The organism is Alkalihalobacillus alcalophilus ATCC 27647 = CGMCC 1.3604, assembly GCF_000292245.2.
Classification (GTDB): domain Bacteria; phylum Bacillota; class Bacilli; order Bacillales; family Bacillaceae_D; genus Alkalihalobacillus; species Alkalihalobacillus alcalophilus.
Genome location: NZ_ALPT02000073.1, coordinates 1 through 20,069 on the forward strand (window position 1 = coordinate 1; position 20,069 = coordinate 20,069).

General features: G+C 37.5%; 21 protein-coding genes and 10 tRNA genes. 5 read left to right on the forward strand and 26 right to left on the reverse strand.

Features of this window, described 5'->3' with window-relative positions; translation table 11 throughout:
* Nucleotides 1-162 precede the first annotated feature (162 nt).
* From BALCAV_RS16320 to BALCAV_RS16370, 11 genes are all read right to left on the reverse strand, one after another.
* Nucleotides 163-239, reverse strand: a tRNA-Ile gene (locus BALCAV_RS16320).
* Between the two features lie 43 nt (nt 240-282).
* Nucleotides 283-356 (reverse strand) — tRNA-Gly (locus BALCAV_RS16325).
* Between the two features lie 15 nt (nt 357-371).
* Nucleotides 372-448: transfer RNA gene (locus BALCAV_RS16330), tRNA-Pro, on the reverse strand.
* A 47-nt stretch (nt 449-495) separates the two neighbouring features.
* A tRNA-Leu gene (locus BALCAV_RS16335) sits at nt 496-583 on the reverse strand.
* Between the two features lie 19 nt (nt 584-602).
* Nucleotides 603-684, reverse strand: a tRNA-Leu gene (locus BALCAV_RS16340).
* 11 nt (nt 685-695) lie between these two features.
* Nucleotides 696-772, reverse strand: a tRNA-Asp gene (locus tag BALCAV_RS16345).
* A gap of 12 nt (nt 773-784) precedes the next feature.
* Nucleotides 785-860 (reverse strand) — tRNA-Val (locus BALCAV_RS16350).
* 539 nt (nt 861-1,399) lie between these two features.
* Nucleotides 1,400-1,471: transfer RNA gene (locus BALCAV_RS16355), tRNA-Glu, on the reverse strand.
* 7 nt (nt 1,472-1,478) lie between these two features.
* Nucleotides 1,479-1,569 (reverse strand) — tRNA-Ser (locus tag BALCAV_RS16360).
* A gap of 1 nt (nt 1,570) precedes the next feature.
* Nucleotides 1,571-1,645, reverse strand: a tRNA-Asn gene (locus tag BALCAV_RS16365).
* A gap of 113 nt (nt 1,646-1,758) precedes the next feature.
* Entirely contained in the window at nt 1,759-2,220 is a 462-nt protein-coding gene (locus BALCAV_RS16370; RefSeq protein ID WP_004427137.1) for a SprT family protein, read from the reverse strand.
* A 96-nt stretch (nt 2,221-2,316) separates the two neighbouring features.
* On the opposite strand from BALCAV_RS16370, the gene cmpA reads away from it, so the two are divergent.
* Entirely contained in the window at nt 2,317-2,454 is a 138-nt protein-coding gene (gene cmpA, locus BALCAV_RS22150; RefSeq protein WP_004427139.1) for a cortex morphogenetic protein CmpA, read from the forward strand.
* A gap of 234 nt (nt 2,455-2,688) precedes the next feature.
* Here the strand turns inward: cmpA and BALCAV_RS16375 are convergent, their stop codons facing one another.
* The 14 genes from BALCAV_RS16375 to acpS form a co-directional block, all read right to left on the reverse strand.
* Nucleotides 2,689-4,872, reverse strand: coding sequence for a Tex family protein (locus tag BALCAV_RS16375; protein ID WP_004427142.1), 2,184 nt, complete (start codon nt 4,870-4,872; stop codon nt 2,689-2,691).
* Between the two features lie 152 nt (nt 4,873-5,024).
* Complete coding sequence (locus BALCAV_RS16380) at nt 5,025-5,624, reverse strand: SpoIIE family protein phosphatase (RefSeq protein WP_040324137.1); 600 nt, start codon at nt 5,622-5,624, stop codon at nt 5,025-5,027.
* A complete protein-coding gene (gene sigB, locus BALCAV_RS16385; RefSeq protein ID WP_040324138.1) occupies nt 5,624-6,409 on the reverse strand; it encodes an RNA polymerase sigma factor SigB in 786 nt (261 codons plus the stop codon). The genes BALCAV_RS16380 and sigB overlap by 1 nt, the downstream gene beginning before the upstream one ends.
* Nucleotides 6,369-6,860 (reverse strand): anti-sigma B factor RsbW, encoded by a 492-nt coding sequence (rsbW, locus tag BALCAV_RS16390; RefSeq protein ID WP_004427148.1) that lies wholly within the window; start codon nt 6,858-6,860, stop codon nt 6,369-6,371. The genes sigB and rsbW overlap by 41 nt, the downstream gene beginning before the upstream one ends.
* A complete protein-coding gene (locus BALCAV_RS16395) occupies nt 6,857-7,192 on the reverse strand; it encodes an STAS domain-containing protein (RefSeq protein WP_004427150.1) in 336 nt (111 codons plus the stop codon). Before BALCAV_RS16395 ends, rsbW begins: the two co-directional genes overlap by 4 nt.
* A 69-nt stretch (nt 7,193-7,261) precedes the next feature.
* Nucleotides 7,262-8,275, reverse strand: a complete 1,014-nt coding sequence (locus tag BALCAV_RS16400) for a PP2C family protein-serine/threonine phosphatase (protein WP_004427152.1) — start codon at nt 8,273-8,275, stop codon at nt 7,262-7,264.
* Nucleotides 8,276-8,287: 12 nt separating this feature from the next.
* Nucleotides 8,288-8,701 (reverse strand): anti-sigma regulatory factor, encoded by a 414-nt coding sequence (locus BALCAV_RS16405; protein WP_004427154.1) that lies wholly within the window; start codon nt 8,699-8,701, stop codon nt 8,288-8,290.
* A gap of 2 nt (nt 8,702-8,703) precedes the next feature.
* The gene (locus tag BALCAV_RS16410) at nt 8,704-9,060 is read right to left on the reverse strand and encodes an STAS domain-containing protein (protein ID WP_004427156.1); all 357 of its coding nucleotides are present in this window, start codon (nt 9,058-9,060) and stop codon (nt 8,704-8,706) included.
* A 12-nt stretch (nt 9,061-9,072) separates the two neighbouring features.
* The gene (locus BALCAV_RS16415; protein WP_004427157.1) at nt 9,073-9,891 is read right to left on the reverse strand and encodes an STAS domain-containing protein; all 819 of its coding nucleotides are present in this window, start codon (nt 9,889-9,891) and stop codon (nt 9,073-9,075) included.
* Between the two features lie 217 nt (nt 9,892-10,108).
* Nucleotides 10,109-10,459: a type II toxin-antitoxin system PemK/MazF family toxin gene (locus tag BALCAV_RS16420; RefSeq protein WP_004427158.1), complete on the reverse strand. Its 351-nt coding sequence runs from the start codon at nt 10,457-10,459 to the stop codon at nt 10,109-10,111.
* A gap of 3 nt (nt 10,460-10,462) precedes the next feature.
* Entirely contained in the window at nt 10,463-10,741 is a 279-nt protein-coding gene (locus BALCAV_RS16425; protein WP_004427159.1) for a CopG family ribbon-helix-helix protein, read from the reverse strand.
* A gap of 135 nt (nt 10,742-10,876) precedes the next feature.
* Nucleotides 10,877-12,070: an alanine racemase gene (gene alr / locus BALCAV_RS16430; RefSeq protein WP_004427160.1), complete on the reverse strand. Its 1,194-nt coding sequence runs from the start codon at nt 12,068-12,070 to the stop codon at nt 10,877-10,879.
* Between the two features lie 208 nt (nt 12,071-12,278).
* Entirely contained in the window at nt 12,279-13,292 is a 1,014-nt protein-coding gene (locus BALCAV_RS16435) for a LolA family protein (RefSeq protein WP_004427161.1), read from the reverse strand.
* Between the two features lie 100 nt (nt 13,293-13,392).
* Nucleotides 13,393-13,740, reverse strand: a complete 348-nt coding sequence (gene acpS, locus BALCAV_RS16440) for a holo-ACP synthase (RefSeq protein ID WP_004427162.1) — start codon at nt 13,738-13,740, stop codon at nt 13,393-13,395.
* 149 nt (nt 13,741-13,889) lie between these two features.
* On the opposite strand from acpS, the gene BALCAV_RS16445 reads away from it, so the two are divergent.
* Nucleotides 13,890-14,639 carry a rhomboid family intramembrane serine protease gene (locus BALCAV_RS16445; RefSeq protein ID WP_004427163.1) on the forward strand — a complete coding sequence of 250 codons (750 nt, stop codon included), beginning with the start codon at nt 13,890-13,892 and terminating at the stop codon, nt 14,637-14,639.
* Nucleotides 14,640-14,877: 238 nt separating this feature from the next.
* Here BALCAV_RS16445 and BALCAV_RS16455 read toward each other — a convergent pair whose 3' ends face one another.
* Entirely contained in the window at nt 14,878-15,198 is a 321-nt protein-coding gene (locus tag BALCAV_RS16455; protein WP_004427165.1) for a DUF2325 domain-containing protein, read from the reverse strand.
* A gap of 439 nt (nt 15,199-15,637) precedes the next feature.
* Here BALCAV_RS16455 and mgtE point away from each other — a divergent pair, with 439 nt between their 5' ends.
* From mgtE to BALCAV_RS16470, 3 genes are all read left to right on the forward strand, one after another.
* Complete coding sequence (gene mgtE / locus BALCAV_RS16460; protein ID WP_004428171.1) at nt 15,638-16,999, forward strand: magnesium transporter; 1,362 nt, start codon at nt 15,638-15,640, stop codon at nt 16,997-16,999.
* A gap of 664 nt (nt 17,000-17,663) precedes the next feature.
* Entirely contained in the window at nt 17,664-17,972 is a 309-nt protein-coding gene (locus BALCAV_RS16465) for a winged helix-turn-helix transcriptional regulator (protein WP_004428168.1), read from the forward strand.
* Nucleotides 17,973-18,236: 264 nt separating this feature from the next.
* On the forward strand, nt 18,237-20,006 hold the full coding sequence (locus tag BALCAV_RS16470; RefSeq protein ID WP_004428165.1) for a B12-binding domain-containing radical SAM protein: 1,770 nt from the start codon (nt 18,237-18,239) through the stop codon (nt 20,004-20,006).
* Nucleotides 20,007-20,069 lie beyond the last annotated feature (63 nt).

Genomic DNA, 20,069 nt, shown 5'->3' on the forward strand with positions numbered 1-20,069 from the left:
AATTTGCATTGATTTCTCAATGACTAACATTGACGAGATACCTTGTATCTCTTTAATTCGCTTGGCTTTTGTTCAGTTTTCAAAGAACTCACTCGCTCATTGGCGACTTTTCTATCTTACACAGAACATCTTGTCCTGTCAAGACTTTTTATAAAAATATTATGGTGGGCCTGAGTGGACTCGAACCACCGACCTCACGCTTATCAGGCGTGCGCTCTAACCAGCTGAGCTACAGGCCCCTTAAAAGGCATAAAAAAAGCACGTTCCACCAAAATATTAATTTGGAGCGGGTGATGAGAATCGAACTCACGACATCAGCTTGGAAGGCTGAGGTTTTACCACTAAACTACACCCGCAATTTAAAATTAGAATGGTCGGGAAGACAGGATTTGAACCTGCGACCCCCTGGTCCCAAACCAGGTGCTCTACCAAGCTGAGCCACTTCCCGCAATAATTATCCTTCAAATAAATAAACATTTTAAAACAAACGCTTTATGGTGCGGTTGAGAAGACTCGAACTTCCACGGGATTTAACTCCCACTAGGCCCTCAACCTAGCGCGTCTGCCATTCCGCCACAACCGCGTAAATCTATAAAATAAAATGCGGGTGAAGGGACTTGAACCCCCACGTCATAAGACACTAGATCCTAAGTCTAGCGCGTCTGCCAATTCCGCCACACCCGCGAAAAGTAAAATGGCGGTCCGGACGGGACTCGAACCCGCGACCTCCTGCGTGACAGGCAGGCATTCTAACCAACTGAACTACCGGACCAGATAAAATTAATGGTGGAGGATGACGGGATCGAACCGCCGACCCCCTGCTTGTAAGGCAGGTGCTCTCCCAGCTGAGCTAATCCTCCATTTTGTCTTCAGATAAGCTTCAAATTTCTTCGTCTAGTTCGTGTTTCTCTTTCAGTCACGTACGTGTGTACGCTCCTTCTTTCGAACACTTCCTATCCTCGAACTTTTCGCTTCTCTTCGACAACTGTCTTTTTTGCTTCAAATTCCTTTGTCTAGTTCGTGTTTCTCCCTCAGTCACGTACAGGTGTACGCTCCTTCTTTCGAACACTTCCTATCCTCGAACTTTTCGCTTCTCTTCGACAACTGTCTTTTTTGCTTCAAATTTCTTCGTCTAGTTCGTGTTTCTCTTTCAGTCACGTACGTGTGTACGCTCCTTCTTTCGAACACTTCCTATCCTCGAACTTTTCGCTTCTCTTCGACAACTGTCTTTTTTGCTTCAAATTCCTTTGTCTAGTTCGTATTTCTCCCTCAGTCACGTACAGGTGTACGCTTCTTTTTTCGAACACTTCCTATCCTGGAACTTTCTGCTCCTCTTCGACAACACTTTTAAAAACTTCACTAAATCTCAGGAAAACTAAAATCTAATTGAATAAAACAATGACCCGTACGGGATTCGAACCCGTGTTACCGCCGTGAAAGGGCGGTGTCTTAACCGCTTGACCAACGGGCCATATTAATGGCGGAGAAGGAGGGATTTGAACCCTCGCGCCGCTCGCGCGACCTACACCCTTAGCAGGGGCGCCCCTTCAGCCACTTGGGTACTTCTCCGTGGCTCCACAGGTAGGACTCGAACCTACGACCGATCGGTTAACAGCCGATTGCTCTACCACTGAGCTACTGTGGAATAATACAGCTTAAATATCTTAACATAGAATGATGAAACATTCAACATTTTTATGTATTTTTTTCGCCGCTATCTTAGCGACTTCTATAATATATCATAGGGTTATTATTTGATCAACTACTTTTATTAATTTTTTTTAATTCCCCTGAACACTTGCCACAAACATATTTATTCGTATTGATTTTCCTCTTCCTTTTATAAATAAGTTGACATGACTGACATTGATAAACCACTTCTACAAGGATACGATTTTGACTTTCAGGTAGCCGTTCACAATATCTAGACCCACCAACCTCTTTAAGTAATTGCTTAAAATCATCATCCTTATGCATATATCCTTTTCCTTGTATATGTAAATGATAATGACAAAGCTCATGCTTAATAATCCCAACTAAAGCGTCCATGCCAAATATTTCGTATTGTTTAGGATTGAACTCAATATCATGTGACCTTAAAAGATACCGACCTCCTGTTGTCCGAAGTCGTGGGTTGAACCTTGCTTCGTGTAAAAAGTGTCTCCCGAATGATTGTCTCGAAATATCCTCAACAAGTTTTTGTAAAACATTTTGCTCCACTAACATTCACCCTAACCTTTAAAAATTCATACAACATTGACAAACATATATGCATATATTAAATATATTAACACATAAAATAAGGAGTTGGCGATTATGCCTTCGTGGTTAATGAATCAGCTACAACGTGCGTACGCAGAAAAAAATGAGTATCAAATCAAAATTTTAAATCAGTGTTGGTTTTATTATCAACAAAAAAACTCAAACCAAAATAAAAACATCCACCCTAATTAACTACCAAACCATTATTAATACATTAATAAACCCTCACTTTAGCTTGCACAAATAGTTGCAGTCCATATAGATTAAGGATTCAACAAGGAGCATATCTTAAAAAGAGTAATGACTAGACCTATATGCATTCATATTCCGGCTCTTTTCTAACTTAAGGCCAATCTTCACATTGTAATGTCAAAAAGAACCCTCATCATCATCATCATGAAGGGTTCTTTTTAACATTAAAAACTTTTAACTTCCTATGAGCTGTTTTTCTGGTTGCAACATTGTTAAAGCAACACGACCTTTTTTTACGTCAACACTATCAACCCATACAGTCACAATTTCCCCAACTGATACGACCTCTAATGGATGCTTCACAAAACGGTTAGCTATTTTAGAAATATGCACAAGGCCATCTTGCTTAACCCCTACATCAACAAATGCTCCGAAATCAACAACATTCCGAATCGTTCCTTGCAACTCCATTCCCACTGTCAAATCTTCTAGTTGCATAACTCCTTGTTTTAAAAGTGGTTTTGTCACTTGGTCACGCGGATCTCTTGATGGTCGAATTAAACTATCGATAATGTCTTGAATGGTCGGAACCCCCATATCAAGCTCGTCTGCCAATTGATGAATATTCACTTTATCTAACTCATCTTTTAAATGACTTGAGCCAATATCAGATGCATCCAAGTTTAACTTAGTTAATAATTGCTCAGTTGACTTATAAGCTTCTGGGTGAATGGCTGTTTGATCAAATGGATTTTCAGCGTTTGGAATTCTCAAAAACCCAATACATTGCTCATATGTTTTGGCCCCTAATCTCGGTATCTTTTTCAGCTGTTTTCGATTAAGGAACCGCCCCTCTTCTTCTCTTTGTTTAACAATATTAGTCGCTACAGCTTTTGAAAGACCGGCTACATATTGCAACAAGGAAATCGATGCCGTATTCACATTAACTCCAACTTGGTTTACAACCGTTTCAACAATAAAAGTAAGGGATTCATTTAACTTTTTCTGTGAAACATCATGCTGGTATTGACCAACCCCTACTGATTTCGGATCGATTTTCACCAACTCGGCTAACGGGTCTTGAATTCTCCGCGCAATTGAAACCGCACTTCTTTCTTCCACTTTTAAATCCGGAAACTCCGCACGTCCCAATTCAGAAGCTGAATACACACTTGCTCCTGCCTCATTTACAATTAAATAATAAATGGACTCAGGTAGCTCTTTAATGACATCCGCTATAAATTGTTCGGATTCACGAGAGGCCGTCCCATTACCGATCGCAATCATATTTACATGATGTTTGCTAATAAGTTGTTTAACTACCTCTTTGGCACGGTCGACTTCATTTCTTGGAGGAGTAGGGTAAATAACCGCTATGTCTAACACCTTCCCCGTCGCGTCAACAACCGCTAATTTACATCCCGTACGGTAAGCCGGATCAACACCTAGTACTATTTTCTCTTTAATTGGTGGTTGTAATAATAAGTGCTTTAAGTTTTCAGCAAAAATATGAATGGCCTGTTCTTCTGCTTTACTCGTTAATTCCTGTCTTAACTCACGTTCAATGGAAGGTTCAATTAACCGCTTATATCCATCAGCAATCGCTTCACTTAAAATATCGTTCGCAATAGTCGACTTAAAGATAATTTTATGTTGTAAATGCTTTAAGATCCTCTCAACTGGCAAACTAATCTTAACCCGTAAAATCCCTTCATTTTCACCTCGATTTAATGCCAACACTCGATGGGGCACTATAGAGCGGACCGGCTCTTCATATTCATAATACATCTCAAAAACCTTTTTTTCGTCCGACTCCTCATCTTTAACAGATGACTGTACCTTGCCATCTTGCAAACCCATTAACCGAATCGATTTACGAAATTCAGGCTCATCAGAAATCCATTCTGCTATAATATCATTCGCACCCGCAATCACTTCATCAATCTCGTTCAGCTCATACTCTTCACTTAAATAGTTTTTGGCTTCCTCCTCGATTGAACCACGACTAGGCAGCTCAAATAACCACTTTGCAAAAGGCTCGAGCCCTTTTTCTTTTGCAACCGTTGCCTTTGTGCGTCGTTTTTGTTTATATGGTCGGTATAAATCTTCAATTTCTTGTAATTTCTTCGCATTCGATATTTGCTTTTGAAGTTCCGGAGTAAGCTTCTCTTGCTCGTCAATAAGACGAATCACTTCTTCTTTCCTCGACTCCAGTTGGTTCATATATTGCCATTTTTCTACAATTGTTCGGATTTGCACCTCATCTAACCCACCTGTTAATTCCTTTCGATACCGCGCAATAAACGGTACCGTATTGCCTTCATCAACAAGTTTAATTAAATTATGTACATATTTTGATTGTACGGATACTTCCTCAACTATTTGTTCAATCATCTTTTCCTGAAGCTTTTCATTCATTCTTAACCACACCTTTTCGCCAAAAAATGGATGCTTCTATCATAGCATAATTTCTGTTCATAATATATGTATGGCCTACACACAACCATCCGTAACAAAATAAAAGGAGCTAAATCCTCAAAGGTCATTATCATGACTTTTGGGACAGCCCCCTAGTGTAATTTACCGATAAGTAATGTAACATCATCTTGTTCAAATATGGCACCACCGAATAAAGCATTTGCTTCTTCTTTTACTTTGTTCAACCCGACTAAACGTTCCTTCGCTGGAGGCTTTTTGACACCATCTGTATAAACTATAAATGTACTGCCCTCTTCATAAGGGTAACGCTCAAGTTCTATACGCTCCTGACGCCCTGATAAATAACCTCGCTTCGGAATAGGCTGAATGATTTTTCCATTAGGGTAATAAAGAACAAAACTAACATTCCCATAATTGCTGTAATAAACAACATTATGTTTAAAGTCAATTTTCATTAAGGTTATAACAGCCCCTCGCTTACCGAGTAAACGTTTATTACAAGCATTCACAATATCATTTGGAGATAGGTGATGATTCCTCTCGACTTCTTTAATGACCACATCAGCTGATTCATAAGCTCCCTTACCACTTCCTAGACCATCCACTACTGCACATACTGCATAATCTTCTTCTGTGATAACTAGATGACCATCACCGCAGTAAGCCATATTTTCCTTAGCTTGTTGAAAAGCTGCCACCTCTAAGTTTTTATTCTCATAAAAAGTAATCATTATAGTATCTCTGACGGTTCAATTCGAATCGATTCACGGAGTTTCTCAATCGCGCGTCTTTGCAGGCGGGATACATGCATTTGTGAAATCTCTAACCGTTCACCGGTCTCCTTTTGACTTAAGTTCTCATAGTACGTACATTGTAAAATCTGCTTTTCACGTTCATTCAATACTTCAAAAGCTTTTTCTAACAATAACTTTTTATCCGTTTTATCATAACCATCATCATGATTACCAACCAAATCTAAAATCGTTACTTCTCCACCTTCTTGATCAGCTTCAAGTGAACGATTCACAGAAAGTGCTTGGTAGCTCTTGCTCATTTCCATTGTTTCTAGAACTTCTTCCTCCGTCACTTCTAGATGTCCGGCAATTTCATGAACAAGCGGAGAACGTTGCAAGGATGTCGTTAGCTCATCGACCGCTTTTTTAATTTTCGGCCCGAGCTCTTTAATACGCCTAGGAACATGGACACTCCACGTCTTATCACGTATAAAACGTTTAATTTCCCCAACAATAGTCGGGACTGCAAACGATTCAAAACTACGCCCAAATTCCTCATCATAGCGCTTAATCGCCGCTAAAAGTCCAAGCATACCGACTTGCACTAAATCATCATCATATTCTTTCCCTTTTGAAAACTTTCTAGCAAGCGAACGGACAAGGCCTTCATAGTGTTTCACAATCTCTGTCTGAACATGGTCGTCTCCGTTCTGCTGATATTGTTTAATCCATTGGTAAACCTTATCTTTGTTCTGTTCGCGCGGATGGGAATCCATTGACATGTTGTTCCACCTCATCCCCTTGCATGAATTTTGTCATTATCACAACGACACCTGACTCTTCATGAATTTCTACTTTATCCATCAAAGTATTAATGAGATATAATCCAAGACCTCCCTCTTTCAATTCCGTCACAGGCTTCTTCGCATCAATAGGACCTAACTTTTCATGTACCTTGTTCACATCAAAACTTTGTCCCTTATCCGAAACAATTATTTCTATTTTTTCATTTTCATATATACGATAAGAAATATTGATTATTCCATCACCTTCATATGCATGGTTTACGACATTCGTACATGCTTCAGCGATCGCAATCTTCATATCTTCAATATCATCATAAGAAAAACCTAGTCGATTAGCGACACCTGAAAGCGTCAAACGCACAACCCCGATGTATTCTGATTTCGCAGGTACTTGCATCTCGATGTGGTCTACTTGATGATTGCTCATCTTGCTCCCTCCTTCTTCTCCGGTACAATATCAATTATTTCATCAAGCCCAGTTATCGAAAATAATCGATACACCCTTTCATTTAAACCAATAAGCTGTAACTTACTATTTGAATTATGCGATGATTTATACGCCCCTACAAATATTCCTAACCCCGTACTATCAATATAATTCACTTCACTTAAGTCCACTTTCACAACTAGTCCCTCTTTTTCAACAAGAGGAAATAATGTCTCCTTTAACTTCGGTGCAGTGAAGGCATCTATCTCCCCAATTAAATGAACCACTTCATGATTTGTACTTTCTAATGAATGTTTAATATCTAAATTCATTTTCGCTTCCCCCTTTAAATCCTTCGCTTTGGAATAACTAATAAAGACAATACCCATTTTTTCTTTAGGTTAAACCATTCTTTTAATAACAATTAAGGTGAAGTCGTCTCTTAGATTAAAATCTTGTGCTTTTTCTAATTCCGTATAAATTCCATCAACCATTTCCTGTGCTGAACCATTCATATACCCACGCATTAAACGTGTCAACTCTTCCCGTTCAATAAATTCATTATTAACTACCGATTCAGTTACACCATCTGATAAAAGGACGATAAAATCGCCGACTTCAATCTCACGGTGATATTCCTTAAATTTATTTACTTTAGAAATACCTAAAGCCAAACCTTTTGCATATAAGTCTTCAAAAATATCTTCCTTGGCGCGATAAACAAACCCAGGTTCATGTCCTGCACCCGCATACTGAAATCGATTTGTAGTCGTATTGTATTCGCCATACATCATCGTAATAAACATACTATCGTCCACATTTTGTTCCACAACATGGTTTAAGCTTTCAAGTAATGGAGCTGGATTTAACCTTCTTTTCGGTAACCCATCCATCGCATACTTGATCATCGACATACAAAGGGCAGCCGGTATACCTTTCCCAATAATATCAGCGATCGCAATCCCAATCGTATTTTCCCCACCTTGAACGAAATGATAATAATCTCCGCTCATCTTCTTGGCAGGAATAGAAATGACCCCTATGTCCAATTGTGAAATGTCAGGAACTCCTTTTGGCAATAGTGTCTGTTGCATGCTCGCCGCCACTTCAATTTCTGATTCTAGCTCTTGCTGACGATGTTTAAGAATTTGGTGTTCCCGATAAACAAGCCCATAACTCATCATCACTTCAAGCAACAAATCAAAAGAATCTTGTACTTCATCCGGAATCGAAGGAAAAAGATCATCCAAAACAGCACGGTGAATATCAATAAATTCTTCTGGTGACACTTGATCCGCGAGTAGCAATTTGCTAAATTGTTGTGCTTGATATAATCCTAGCTCACTTTTATTATCTAAAAATGTCTCTACTATTTTTTTATATCTCTGTTCAATATTTATCGTCTTGTCACTCAATTTAACACTCTCCTATCGGAGCCATTTAGTCGCACGAATCGTCGTTCCTTCCCCTACGTTTGATTCAATATCAAACTCGTCCATCAACCTTCTCACTCCTGGTAATCCAGCTCCCAGTCCACTTGAAGTTGAAAAGCCGTCAGCCATCACTTGTCTAATATCAGCAATGCCTGGCCCTGAATCTTTTGAAATAATTTGAATACCTTTTTTTATACCCATCTTAAATGGCTTTTCAACCGTTTCTAAACAAATTTGCCCTTCATCTGCGTATAGATAGATGTTACGAGCTAATTCGGATATCGCTGTCGTAATTCGAGCTTGGTCTACTGTTCCAAATCCAATCTCTTTAGAGAGCGTTCGTCCAGCTTGTCTTGCTGCAACGATCCCCCATTCATTTTTTACCTCTACACAGGATTCGGTTTTCATGATTATACCTCCAGTTCCATTTGCAATTTAGCAAGGCCCTGTTCCAAATCGAGCGCAGTTGGTACTTCCTCTAATTTAATCCCCATATCAATTAAGGTAATAGCTACTGATGGTTGAATTCCCGTTAACACTACACGAGCCCCCATCATATTGGACATATCCACTACATCACCAAGAACTTTGGCAATAAATGAATCAATCATATCAACAGACGTTAAATCAATGACAACTCCAATTGATTCTTCTTCATGAATTTTATTTAATAAGTCCTCTTGAAATTGCAAAGCTGTTTGATCATCTAGTTCGACTTGAATACTAATTAATAAATATTGTTTTAGTTTCAAAATCGGAATTCTCATAATTACCTCCTCTTATAGCTTGACTATCTTTTTATTCGTTAGCTCTAATGCAGTTTCCATCCCTTTACGAAGAGTGCTCTTTGTAGGGAACTTCGTCAAATCAATCCCTAAATTAACAATCGTTTGAGCAATTTCAGGACGAATCCCTACTAAAATGCACCGAGCTCCAACAAGTCTAACCGCTTCAGACGCTTGAATAATATGATGTGCAACCATCGTATCAACGACAGGTACACCTGTTATATCAATTAGCACCACTTGTGATCGGTGGTTTATAATTCCTTCGAGTAAATTTTCCATAATTAGTTTTGCACGGGCTGTATCAATGGTTCCAATTAATGGCATGACGGTTATATCTTCAAATACCGGAATCAATGGTGCCGAAAGTTCCATCAAAGAAACCTTTTGCATTTCAAAAACATCTTGCCATGAGCCTGTGTAATCATGAACCAATTGATTAACGACCCCATCACACCATTCATCAATCTCACTAAATTTTTCCATCAGAATACCCATATCTGTTTCTTGCTCTGTTAAGATACTAAGGAGTACGCGACGGAAAGCTTGCAATCCCTTTGTAAAATAAGCAAGTGGCCAACCGTTCAGAATATATTTATCTGTAAATTTACTTACCTTTTCATTTGCCTGCGCACTATCGAACTCTAATTTTTTCAATAGAAAATCCATAAATTCGGCATTCATATTTTCATAAGTTGAATTAGAGATTGATTGCAAATATTGCTCTTGTTTAATATCTTGGAGCTCTTGCCCCCATCTCTCTAATATATTTTCTCGATTTTCTAGCAAAGACGATACAATATAGGTTTTCATATGTGTTCCTCCAGACTTTTATCAGCTAATATTATTATTCCACGAAATCCAAAACCATGCAAAATATTCGTATATGAGAGTAAATACGACCTTTTCCCCTAAAAATCCTGTTCAAATAGCACAATTCTCCTTACTTCTAGTCAGCAAATGCCATTTGCTCTCCAAAATAATAAAAACCCCGTTTAGATTAACGGAGTTTTGTTATTGAAAATCATTTTTAAAAATCGATCAAGCCTAAGCTAATGAATAATGCTTCATTTACACGATTCATCATATCGTCATCTAAATGGGTAATCTTATCCGTTAACCGTTGCTTATCTATCGTTCGCACTTGCTCTAATAAAATAACCGAGTCTCGGTCAAAACCATATCTCTTTGCACTGATTTCAACATGCGTCGGAAGCTTTGCCTTTTGAATTTGGGCGGTAATAGCCGCAACAATCACCGTCGGACTAAATCGATTACCAATATCATTTTGTATGACGAGTACCGGACGAACACCACCTTGTTCAGAACCGACAACTGGTGAGAGATCCGCAAAGTAAACGTCGCCTCGTTTGACAATCAAAGGCTACACCCCACTCACTAAGCGATCAAGAGTACTCTCTGCTTCCTCCTCGGCAAGAAAAGCTTCTGATGCAATATGAAGGTTTATTTTGGCCATTTCCATATAACCTTGCTGCATCGTCTCTCGAATTTGGCGTTTTTTTCGTTCACGTAAATACAGCTTTGATGCTTGAGACATAAACTCGCTGTAATTAGCACCTTCTTGCTTGATCACACTGTCCACCTCGTTTAACAAATGTTGTGGCAAATTAACGACAATTTCCTTCATCTTTTTATCCGGCATTAAGATCCACCCCCGACATTCAACAACGACTTTTTATTTACCTATACCAATGTATATCCTCATTTATACGTACATCTTATCCAAAATTAATCATACCATTGACCCTATTGAATTGCAAAGCACTTTTGGAAACTGTCAGAAAATTTCTTGAGATATTTCGTCATATTTTGTTTTTATTCTTTCACATTTGCCATTTTTCATATAAACTCTTGGAATTCTGTCGGTTATCACACAAGGGATTTCATAATTAATCGTTTCTAAACGAGTCGCAACTACATCCATTGATAATTCGTCTTCTAACGAAATTAACGTAACCTCTGTATCGACATCCATTTTATAAGGCAACCTGATCATACATTGATCCATACAAATTCTTCCTACAAATGGGGCTTTTTCATTTCCTATTAACACAAAGCCACCATTCGTGCTATTTTTTCGAATCCAACCGTCTGCATAGCCAATTGGCAAAGTACCGATCCATTCCTTACTTTTTGTCGTATATGTCGCTCCATAACTTATGCTCTCTCCCGCCTCTAACTCTTTGACATGAGATAGCTTTGTTTTTAGAGCAAACGCTTGTTGAAGTTTAATAGGTAGCTGGTCTTTTATTTCAATCGAAGGGGTAAGACCATACATTGAAATGCCAAAACGGAACATATTAAATGTTTTATTTGGATACCGCAAGCCTGTTGCACTGTTTCCACAATGAATGTGCGGAATAGAAACATGTTGTTCCTTCAACCATTCTAACATCTGTTCAAATCGCTCATACTGCTTCATAAAATAATCCGTGTTTAACTCATCAGCTGTCGCAAAATGGGTAAACACCCCATCTATTTCAAGTGCCTTAATTTCGTTTAACTGCTCTGCAAGAATCATTAACTCATCATGTGTTCGTAAGCCAATACGTCCCATCCCTGTATCAAGCTTAATATGAACCTTAAGAGGATTTTGGTCATCTATTAATAAAGGCTTTGCTTGCTTAATCCAATCAAGTTGAAAAACCGTTATCGTAATGTCATTCTTTTGAGCAACTCCCACATCACTTGGACGAATTCTGCCCATCACCAAAATGGGGGCAGTAATGCCTGCTCGCCTCAACTCTAGTGCTTCATCTAAAATCGCGACAGCTAGATGACTGGCACCAGCCGTTAATGCGGTGTTAGCCACATCTATCGCACCGTGCCCATATCCATTCGCTTTCACCACAGCCATAATATTCATTTCTTTAAATTGATAAAACTCTTTGACTGCTTTAATGTTGGCTTCAATTGCATCTAAGTTAATTTCCGCCCAAGTATCTCGAAAAAAGTTATTTTGACTACTCACATTCTACACCATCCAACTCATAATACTTTAATATATTTATTATGATTTTGAGCGATTAGCTTGTCAATGCAACGAAAGTGATATCCAAACATTGGAATCGTTTTAATTCTATTTATAGTATGCACATTTCATTTCATTTTATGAAACTAAAAAACGTAAAAAGACTCAGCTGTAAATATTAGCTGAGTCTCGAGATAACCGTGATATTTTATTTTTCTTCAGAACCATAAACGGATTGAGCAATTTCAATCATTTCTTGTTGTTCCAATTCAGTCGATGCTAACACAAAATCGACCCCATTATACGACCACATTAAAGATTCTTCTGTCATAACCCCTACTGTATAACCTAAATCAACCGGAATACCTGTCGTTACATTCATCGGAACCATCGCTGGGACTACTTGAGTTTGCTCTTGGATAAGCGTATATGATTTTTCTCCAGAATATTTAATAATGTAACGTTCTCCATTTTCAGATTGCACCTTTTCTGAAGTTTCAACCGACACACCTTCAGGAGTATACAGTGGGAAGTAAGCCATCATCGGCTCCACTTCTTCTGACATCGCTGGAACGTCATTCATTTGAGCTGCCGTCATATTACGTTTCATATCAAAATCTTCTTCTATATTGAAGCTTGGGTCAAGTTCAAATCCTGTAAAGTCAAGTTGGACAAGCACTTCTAAATCTGTATTCATGATTTTTACCTGAACGGGAGATAAATCCTTTTTGTTCAGTGTTACTTCCTGTGTGTTTAAATTCTTATTTTGATAGTTCGTATTGGTTGTAAAAATATAATGATCTTCTGTCGCTGTAAAAGTACGCTCTGGATCAAGCAAAATGTCATGGACTAATGATTCATAAAGATAGACTTGACTACTATTTTTTGGCCAATCACTTTGGAAACGAAAACTCTTATTCAATGCAGGTGTTAAAACAAAAACTCCTTCATCATTACGAAGAATGATTTGGCTTTGATCCTTATTATCGTTGTTTAGTGCCACACGATAATAACTTTCTGCTTGATGCCATACTTCCACTTCGTACGTTTGTGGTTCCTTTCCTGTCTGCAATGTCATCGTAGCTTGTGATTTGTAGCCTGCCATATCCGACATTTTGTTTTCAAGGTCCGTTATGATGTCTTGCTGAGATTTTTCTCCACACCCGACCAGGATTACAGCTATTAACAAACTCATAATGACAAACCAACTTACCTTCTTCATGCTTTCACCCCTTTGTCTCATTTGATGCCAAAGCAGAGAATTTACCCTACTCTCCCATCCGCATTACAACTATATGAGACAACCTCGATGAATATGCAGACTAGCTTGAGGCGCGTTCAATAATTACATGAGAAATCGCATAAGATTGACTATGAGATATGGAAACATGAATGATTCCATTAAAGGATGCATTTAAATAAGGCTTGCCATTTGAATCATTTAATATCTCTATATCCTTCCAGCCGTAAGAAGTATCTGCCGCCTTAACAAAAGCTTCTTTAGCTGCAAACCTTCCAGCCAAATATTCTATTTTTCTTTTAGCAGTAAGAGAAGCAAATTTATTTTGTTCCTTTTCTGTTAAAATTCGCTCTATAAATCGCTCATTTTTTTGCACTGCTGCTTCGATCCTTGATAATTCCACAATATCGATACCAGTACCAATAATCATCTTTAACCCTCTTTCCTTCAAACTTTCTGGACTTACTTATTACCATTAATCGTATTATACATTCTTTTTACATAAGCTTATCATAAGCTTACTCTTCACTATTTTTGATATAATACATCATATATAGCGAATGTTATAGGAGGAAGACGATGTTTATTCGAACGGAAAACTTCGAAACTTTTAGAATGTACTACCCCGTCATCACGATTTTAGTTGCCATCCACGTGTTGATCTTTTTTTGGATTAACCTCTTACCAGGTGGCGAATGGATTTATTATCACGGAGTCGGTCTCAATTTAGCCGTTCACAATGGCGATTACTGGCGCCTCGTAACCCCAATCTTTATGCATGTTGGCTTTATGCATGTCATCTTTAATTCAGTCTCTCTTATTTTATTTGGTCCACCACTCGAACAAATGCTTGGTAAGTTCAGATTTATCTTACTTTATTTATCATCAGGGATCATTGCCAATATTGCGACCTATTATGTTGGTGGCCTTGATTACTATGCACACTTAGGAGCTTCTGGAGCAATTTTCGGATTATTTGGTGCCTATTTCTACATTGTATTAAACCGTAAAGACCTTATCGACCAAACGAGCTCCCAAATGATTATGACGATTTTAGTGATCGGTTTAGTAATGACATTTGTAAATCCGAACATTAATATTTACGCCCATATCTTTGGTGCGATTGGTGGAGCCTTAATGATTCCTTTGATCTTGATCGGGGTCAAACCGTATCAACGCTATCAAACTTATACAGACCCGAATGAAGTTAGTTTTAACCCGAACCGTTGGCAGAAGAAGTCATTTAGACGCTTTAAATTCGGAAAGATATTTTGGGTCGTATTAGGGGTCTTAGTATTATTAGGAATTATAAGTCGTTTCTTTTTCTAAACGGACCTATAATGCAACAATCGAAGCAACTTCCATAGAAAAACTCCCTTTTGGCTAATCTCAAAAAGGAGTTTTTTATGGTCCGAATAGACATAAGAGCATGTACCAAAAGAGGTTTTATCTGCTCCCCCCATTGAATCGATACATAGAATAAGGGTGATTTCAACGAGGAAAACATCCAACCGCAAAAATGACAAATTGTTCTGACTTTTTATATGGTTTATTTCCCTTTCACTTATTACTTTTTCCATGGACAACCTGACGTTTCCGAGCATTGTAATTCACATTTGCCAATCGCTTGATAAATAGAACACCACGAGCGCTTAGCATAACAAATCGGCACATTTTGTTCAGAGGCTCTTTTCTTTAAGGCTGATGTTAAATTATGATTTATAAAATCCGTAAGCACTAAGATAAGATCGACATGACACGGAATTTCTTTTTTGACAGTTTGTGTTTTTCTACCACTGAAATGAATGATCTCCTCAAAACCTAATGTTTCTAGTTTCTTTGGAATCGTTCCTAGACGATCACCACCGACAATTAATAAGGATGACATTATTTTCCCTCCTTTATTTAAAAAGCGAAGTCCGTTTGGTCAGAAGTGAGAAAAAATACAGGGCTGACTAAAAAGTCGCTCTTTGACTTTATAGGCAGGCCGATTTTTCTCGAGCTTCTAACGGACGTAGCTAGATTGATCATTTTCAATTGAAAATGATTATCAAATAACTTAAAACCATTTTAAATGATATTGATTCTCATTGTCAAATGCATTCATCTATTTTCTACTCGTTTCATTCCTTCATTTATTGGGTAAAAGATTATTAGGCCTATACTCTCCATGCTAATTTCCCCTTCCATAATTATTCCAACCTAAATCGGATATCCTACTTTTAACACGATAAAAATGATCGAGAAAATTCGGATGAGTAATTTACTTTAAGCCTTTTTTTAGTTAGAGTAAGATAGGTATCCTGAAATGAAAAGAGGTGGCTTCTATGTCTGTAAACATGACAGAAGATCAACTACTCGTATTAGTCATAAAATATTTAAGGGAAGGAAAAAGAAGTTCCTTTCAACTATTATTGGAAGAATTACACCCCTATGATTTCGCCCAGCTATATCGCGGGCTACCAGAAAAACATCGTCATAAATTTTTACTTTTTTTAACACCTTCACAAATTGCCGATCTTATCCAAGAGCTTGATTATGAAATGCAAATTGAAATCTTGCATAAGCTCGGAATTGAACGTTCTTCTAAAGTAATGAATTTAATGGATAATGATGATCTTGCGGATTTATTAAATGAATTATCCTTAGATAAAATCCAAGAGTTCCTCGATGTAATGCGGGAAGAGGACTCAGAAAAACTACAATCCTTAATGAGCTACCCGGCTGACACAGCCGGTGGATTGATGAATAACCAATTTGTTTGGATTAATGCTCACTACACCGTCAGGCAAGCGGTCGATAAATTAAAGGAATATGCAAGCTTCTCAGAAAACATCTACTATTTATACGTCATAAATGATGAGAAACAATTAGTAGGAGTTGTCTCATACCGTGACTTGTTAATCGCGAATACTGATGAAATTATTGAAGATTTAATGTTTAGTCGTGTTGTAGCCGTTAACGTCGAAACCGATCAAGAAGAGGTCGCACGCATCATTGAACGTTATGACTTTATCGCCGTTCCGGTTGTTGACCACAATAATGTCTTACAAGGGATTATTACGGTTGATGATGCCTTTGATATCGTTATTCGTGAAGCTAATGAAGATATCGAAAAGCTTTCTGCTTCAGGTAAAGACATCGATTTTAATACAAAAGCCATTACAGCTTCTGTTAGGCGCTTACCTTGGCTTATTTTGCTTTTATTTATTGGCTTAGTTTCTGGGAGTATTTTAAACTTTTTTGAAGAAACGCTTGAACAACTGGTTGCCCTTATTTTCTTTATGCCTATGATTGCTGGAATGACTGGTAACACCGGGACCCAATCATTAGCCGTTGTCGTTAGAGGGATTGTCACTTCTGAAATGAATAAAAAAGTCGTCACGAAATTAATCTTTCGTGAACTGCGCGTAAGTTTAATTATTGGGATTACTTGTGCAGCCTTAATTACGACCATTGGGGCCATTTGGCAAGCTGACCTATTGTTCGGTGCAGTTGTTGGAGTTTCCTTATTCTTTTCTTTAATTATTGGAACGATGGCTGGAACGATTATTCCACTCATTCTTTATCGTGTCGGAGTTGACCCTGCCGTTGCTTCTGGTCCACTCATCACCACCCTAAATGATATTTTTTCTTTACTCATTTATTTTGGTACGGCCACAATGTTCTTATCACACATCTTAACTTAATCAAAAACAGTTCGTTATTCATAATGAGCTAGGCTTGTTGACAAGCTCTCGTCAAAGAGAGCGTCGACAAGCTTTTTTTGATCTTCTGGATATAGCTAGCCATATAATTTTTAATTGTAACAGTTACGTTTCTCTTTTTTCACTAAACGAAGCCCTAGAATAGTTGGAGACTCCCCATTCATCTTCGTAATGTATAGGACATGAAGCTGACAACCTATATTAAAAAGAGTTCATTCGACAAAACTCCTCAAGCTCGAAAACGGAAATGACATATTCCCTGGGAAATGGGCAATTTCTTTTGTCGAAAACAAAAATAAATAGGAAGCTTCTCGAAAAACTTCCTACCTAGTCACAATATCTCCAATTACCCAATATAAAACCCCATATAAAACAACAACCGACGTAATCGCTATAAATAATGCCTTATTTGACATCTTCATGCTTGTTCACCTACCTTGTCTACGAATAGTAGTATAGCATGACTTTTAGAACTTATGCACATACAAAGCAAGTACAATACTAGTCATTTCTTGCCCAATTATAACCATGATTCTATACACTATAATAAGAAATTAAAAATTCATCCATATTCCACTTTCATTTTCTCACTTATTTCTTTATAACTCTAATTTGTGGTAAACTAAACATGATCGAGGTGAAGAAAATGGATTATAGTCAAATGTGCCCTAAATATGAGCTTGCTATTGAACTACTAGGAAAAAAGTGGACTGGCTTGATTATTCGAGTATTACTTGATGGTCCAAAACGCTTTAAAGAAATAAAAGAACAGATCCCTGAAATGAGCGATCGAATTTTAACAGAACGTATGAAAGAACTAGAAAAGCTAGATGTTGTTAAACGTAATGTGTATCCAGAAAAGCCAGTTCGAATTGAATACGAGCTAACCAAAAAGGGTCTTGCCCTTAAACCTGTGATTGAGGCAATTCAATCTTGGGGAGAAACATGGGTATAGAAATAGAGCATTTGAAATGATGATTAGAACACTTTATTCTCACCAACATAATCGACATGACCTAAACATCATTCTGGTAACTCATGAACATTTATATACAAAGAGAGCTCCCTCAACTTATTAGCTCTCTTTTTTGCTTGTTTAAATAATTTTCGAGAATACAGTAATATTAATAAAGGAATAACTATACTCACCAACTGATGCGTTTTAAATCGTTAGTTAAACGTTTCCTTTATAAAGAATAATGAAAAAGTGGTGTAAACAATGAATATTATCTTAAGTACCCTAAATGCGAAATACATCCATACTAGTTTATCTATTCGTTACTTAAAGGCTTATGCCGAACCAGATTACGATGTTCAACTTGCTGAATATACTATTAACGATCCTGTTATTAATATAGCGAGTGACTTAATTCAAAAAAAGCCAAAAATCATCGGCTTTAGTTGCTATATTTGGAATATTGAAGAGACAATTAAAGTCGTTGAGATTTTAAAAAAGGTCGACCCTTCTATTGTCATTGTTTTAGGTGGTCCAGAAGTAACCTATGATACAAAGTATTGGATGGAGCGCTTACATAATGTCGACATCATTATTATCGGAGAAGGGGAACAAACGTTTAAACAATTACTCGATGAATTGCATCACGATAGACAGTTTAACCGTATTGGTGGGATTGCTTATCGTACAACCGATAACGAAATCAAAATAAACCCGCAATCCAATAAAGTCAACTTAAAAGACTTACCTTCTCCGTTTCGATTTGAAGAAGACAAGGAATCCCTTTCTAAAAGGGTTGTTTATATTGAAACGAGTCGTGGTTGCCCGTTTAGTTGCCAATTTTGTTTATCATCAATTGAAGTCGGCGTTCGTTACTTTGACCGTGAAAAAATAAAAGATGACATTCGTTATTTAATGCAAAACGGAGCAAAAACGATTAAATTTGTCGATAGAACCTTTAATATTAGTCGCAGCTATGCAATGGAAATGTTTCAATTTTTAATTGATGAACACTTACCTGGAACCGTTTTTCAATTTGAAATCACAGCCGATATTATGCGACCAGAAGTCATTCAATTTTTAAATGATAATGCCCCAAAAGGATTGTTTCGCTTTGAAATCGGCGTACAATCAACAAATGATCATACAAATGAGCTCGTCAAAAGAAAACAGAACTTTGACAAACTAACACGAACCGTCACGATGGTCCGAGACGGTGGAAAAATTGATCAACACCTGGATTTAATTGCTGGATTACCTGATGAAGATTACGATAGCTTCAAAAAAACATTTAATGATGTCTTTGCCCTTAGACCAGAGGAATTACAATTAGGCTTCCTCAAAATGTTACGCGGAACAGGCCTACGTATTAACGCTAAACAATATGGTTATGTATATATGGATCATTCCCCGTATGAAATTGTAAAAAATAACGTCCTTTCATTTGATGACATGATTCGAATTAAACAAGTCGAGGATGTTTTAGAGAAATATTGGAACAATCATCGCATGGATGAAACGATACACTTTTTAGTAAAAAATACATTTAATACGCCTTTTGATTTCTTTCAAGAATTTGGTTCTTTTTGGGATAAACAAGGGTGGAGTCGAATCGGCCATCAATTAGAAGACCTCTTTAAACGGTTAGAACAATTTTTAGAGTACAAAGAAATAAAAGATTTAGAAGTAATTAAAGCTCTAATGAAATATGACTATTTACGTAACCATAAGCAAAAACCTCGTAAAACATGGTGGTCAAATAAGACTGAAAAACAAGAAAAACGGAAACTCATTGACGAAATCATTGCTACCCCTGAAAAATTAGGGAAAAAATTTGTTGAGTTAAACTTAAGTGAGAATGAGTTATATAAGCATACTGTGATCGAGCAAGTACCCTTTCATCTGCAGAGCTATTTAACTAACATTAATAACGTTGAGCTAACTCCAGCGCTATTAGTTGTCTATTATAATATCCACAATGGTCAAACCGAAGTCTTTCACCAAACATTAAACATTGAACTACTCGCCACTTAGCTAACGCTTGAAGTGGGAGATTCTTGGGAACAGAGCGTACTTGCCAGCCGATTTCTTTGCCAA

What these genes read in the sequence shown, in the direction of transcription:
- cmpA (WP_004427139.1), top strand. Translation starts at nt 2,317, where the DNA reads ATGCCTTCGTGGTTAATGAATCAGCTACAACGTGCGTACGCAGAAAAA.
- BALCAV_RS16375 (WP_004427142.1), bottom strand. Translation starts at nt 4,872, where the DNA reads ATGAATGAAAAGCTTCAGGAAAAGATGATTGAACAAATAGTTGAGGAA.
- BALCAV_RS16380 (WP_040324137.1), bottom strand. Translation starts at nt 5,624, where the DNA reads ATGATTACTTTTTATGAGAATAAAAACTTAGAGGTGGCAGCTTTTCAA.
- sigB (WP_040324138.1), bottom strand. Translation starts at nt 6,409, where the DNA reads ATGTCAATGGATTCCCATCCGCGCGAACAGAACAAAGATAAGGTTTAC.
- rsbW (WP_004427148.1), bottom strand. Translation starts at nt 6,860, where the DNA reads ATGAGCAATCATCAAGTAGACCACATCGAGATGCAAGTACCTGCGAAA.
- BALCAV_RS16395 (WP_004427150.1), bottom strand. Translation starts at nt 7,192, where the DNA reads ATGAATTTAGATATTAAACATTCATTAGAAAGTACAAATCATGAAGTG.
- BALCAV_RS16405 (WP_004427154.1), bottom strand. Translation starts at nt 8,701, where the DNA reads ATGAAAACCGAATCCTGTGTAGAGGTAAAAAATGAATGGGGGATCGTT.
- BALCAV_RS16410 (WP_004427156.1), bottom strand. Translation starts at nt 9,060, where the DNA reads ATGAGAATTCCGATTTTGAAACTAAAACAATATTTATTAATTAGTATT.
- BALCAV_RS16415 (WP_004427157.1), bottom strand. Translation starts at nt 9,891, where the DNA reads ATGAAAACCTATATTGTATCGTCTTTGCTAGAAAATCGAGAAAATATA.
- BALCAV_RS16425 (WP_004427159.1), bottom strand. Translation starts at nt 10,741, where the DNA reads ATGCCGGATAAAAAGATGAAGGAAATTGTCGTTAATTTGCCACAACAT.
- BALCAV_RS16435 (WP_004427161.1), bottom strand. Translation starts at nt 13,292, where the DNA reads ATGAAGAAGGTAAGTTGGTTTGTCATTATGAGTTTGTTAATAGCTGTA.
- acpS (WP_004427162.1), bottom strand. Translation starts at nt 13,740, where the DNA reads ATGATTATTGGTACTGGTATCGATATTGTGGAATTATCAAGGATCGAA.
- BALCAV_RS16445 (WP_004427163.1), top strand. Translation starts at nt 13,890, where the DNA reads ATGTTTATTCGAACGGAAAACTTCGAAACTTTTAGAATGTACTACCCC.
- BALCAV_RS16455 (WP_004427165.1), bottom strand. Translation starts at nt 15,198, where the DNA reads ATGTCATCCTTATTAATTGTCGGTGGTGATCGTCTAGGAACGATTCCA.
- mgtE (WP_004428171.1), top strand. Translation starts at nt 15,638, where the DNA reads ATGTCTGTAAACATGACAGAAGATCAACTACTCGTATTAGTCATAAAA.
- BALCAV_RS16465 (WP_004428168.1), top strand. Translation starts at nt 17,664, where the DNA reads ATGGATTATAGTCAAATGTGCCCTAAATATGAGCTTGCTATTGAACTA.
- BALCAV_RS16470 (WP_004428165.1), top strand. Translation starts at nt 18,237, where the DNA reads ATGAATATTATCTTAAGTACCCTAAATGCGAAATACATCCATACTAGT.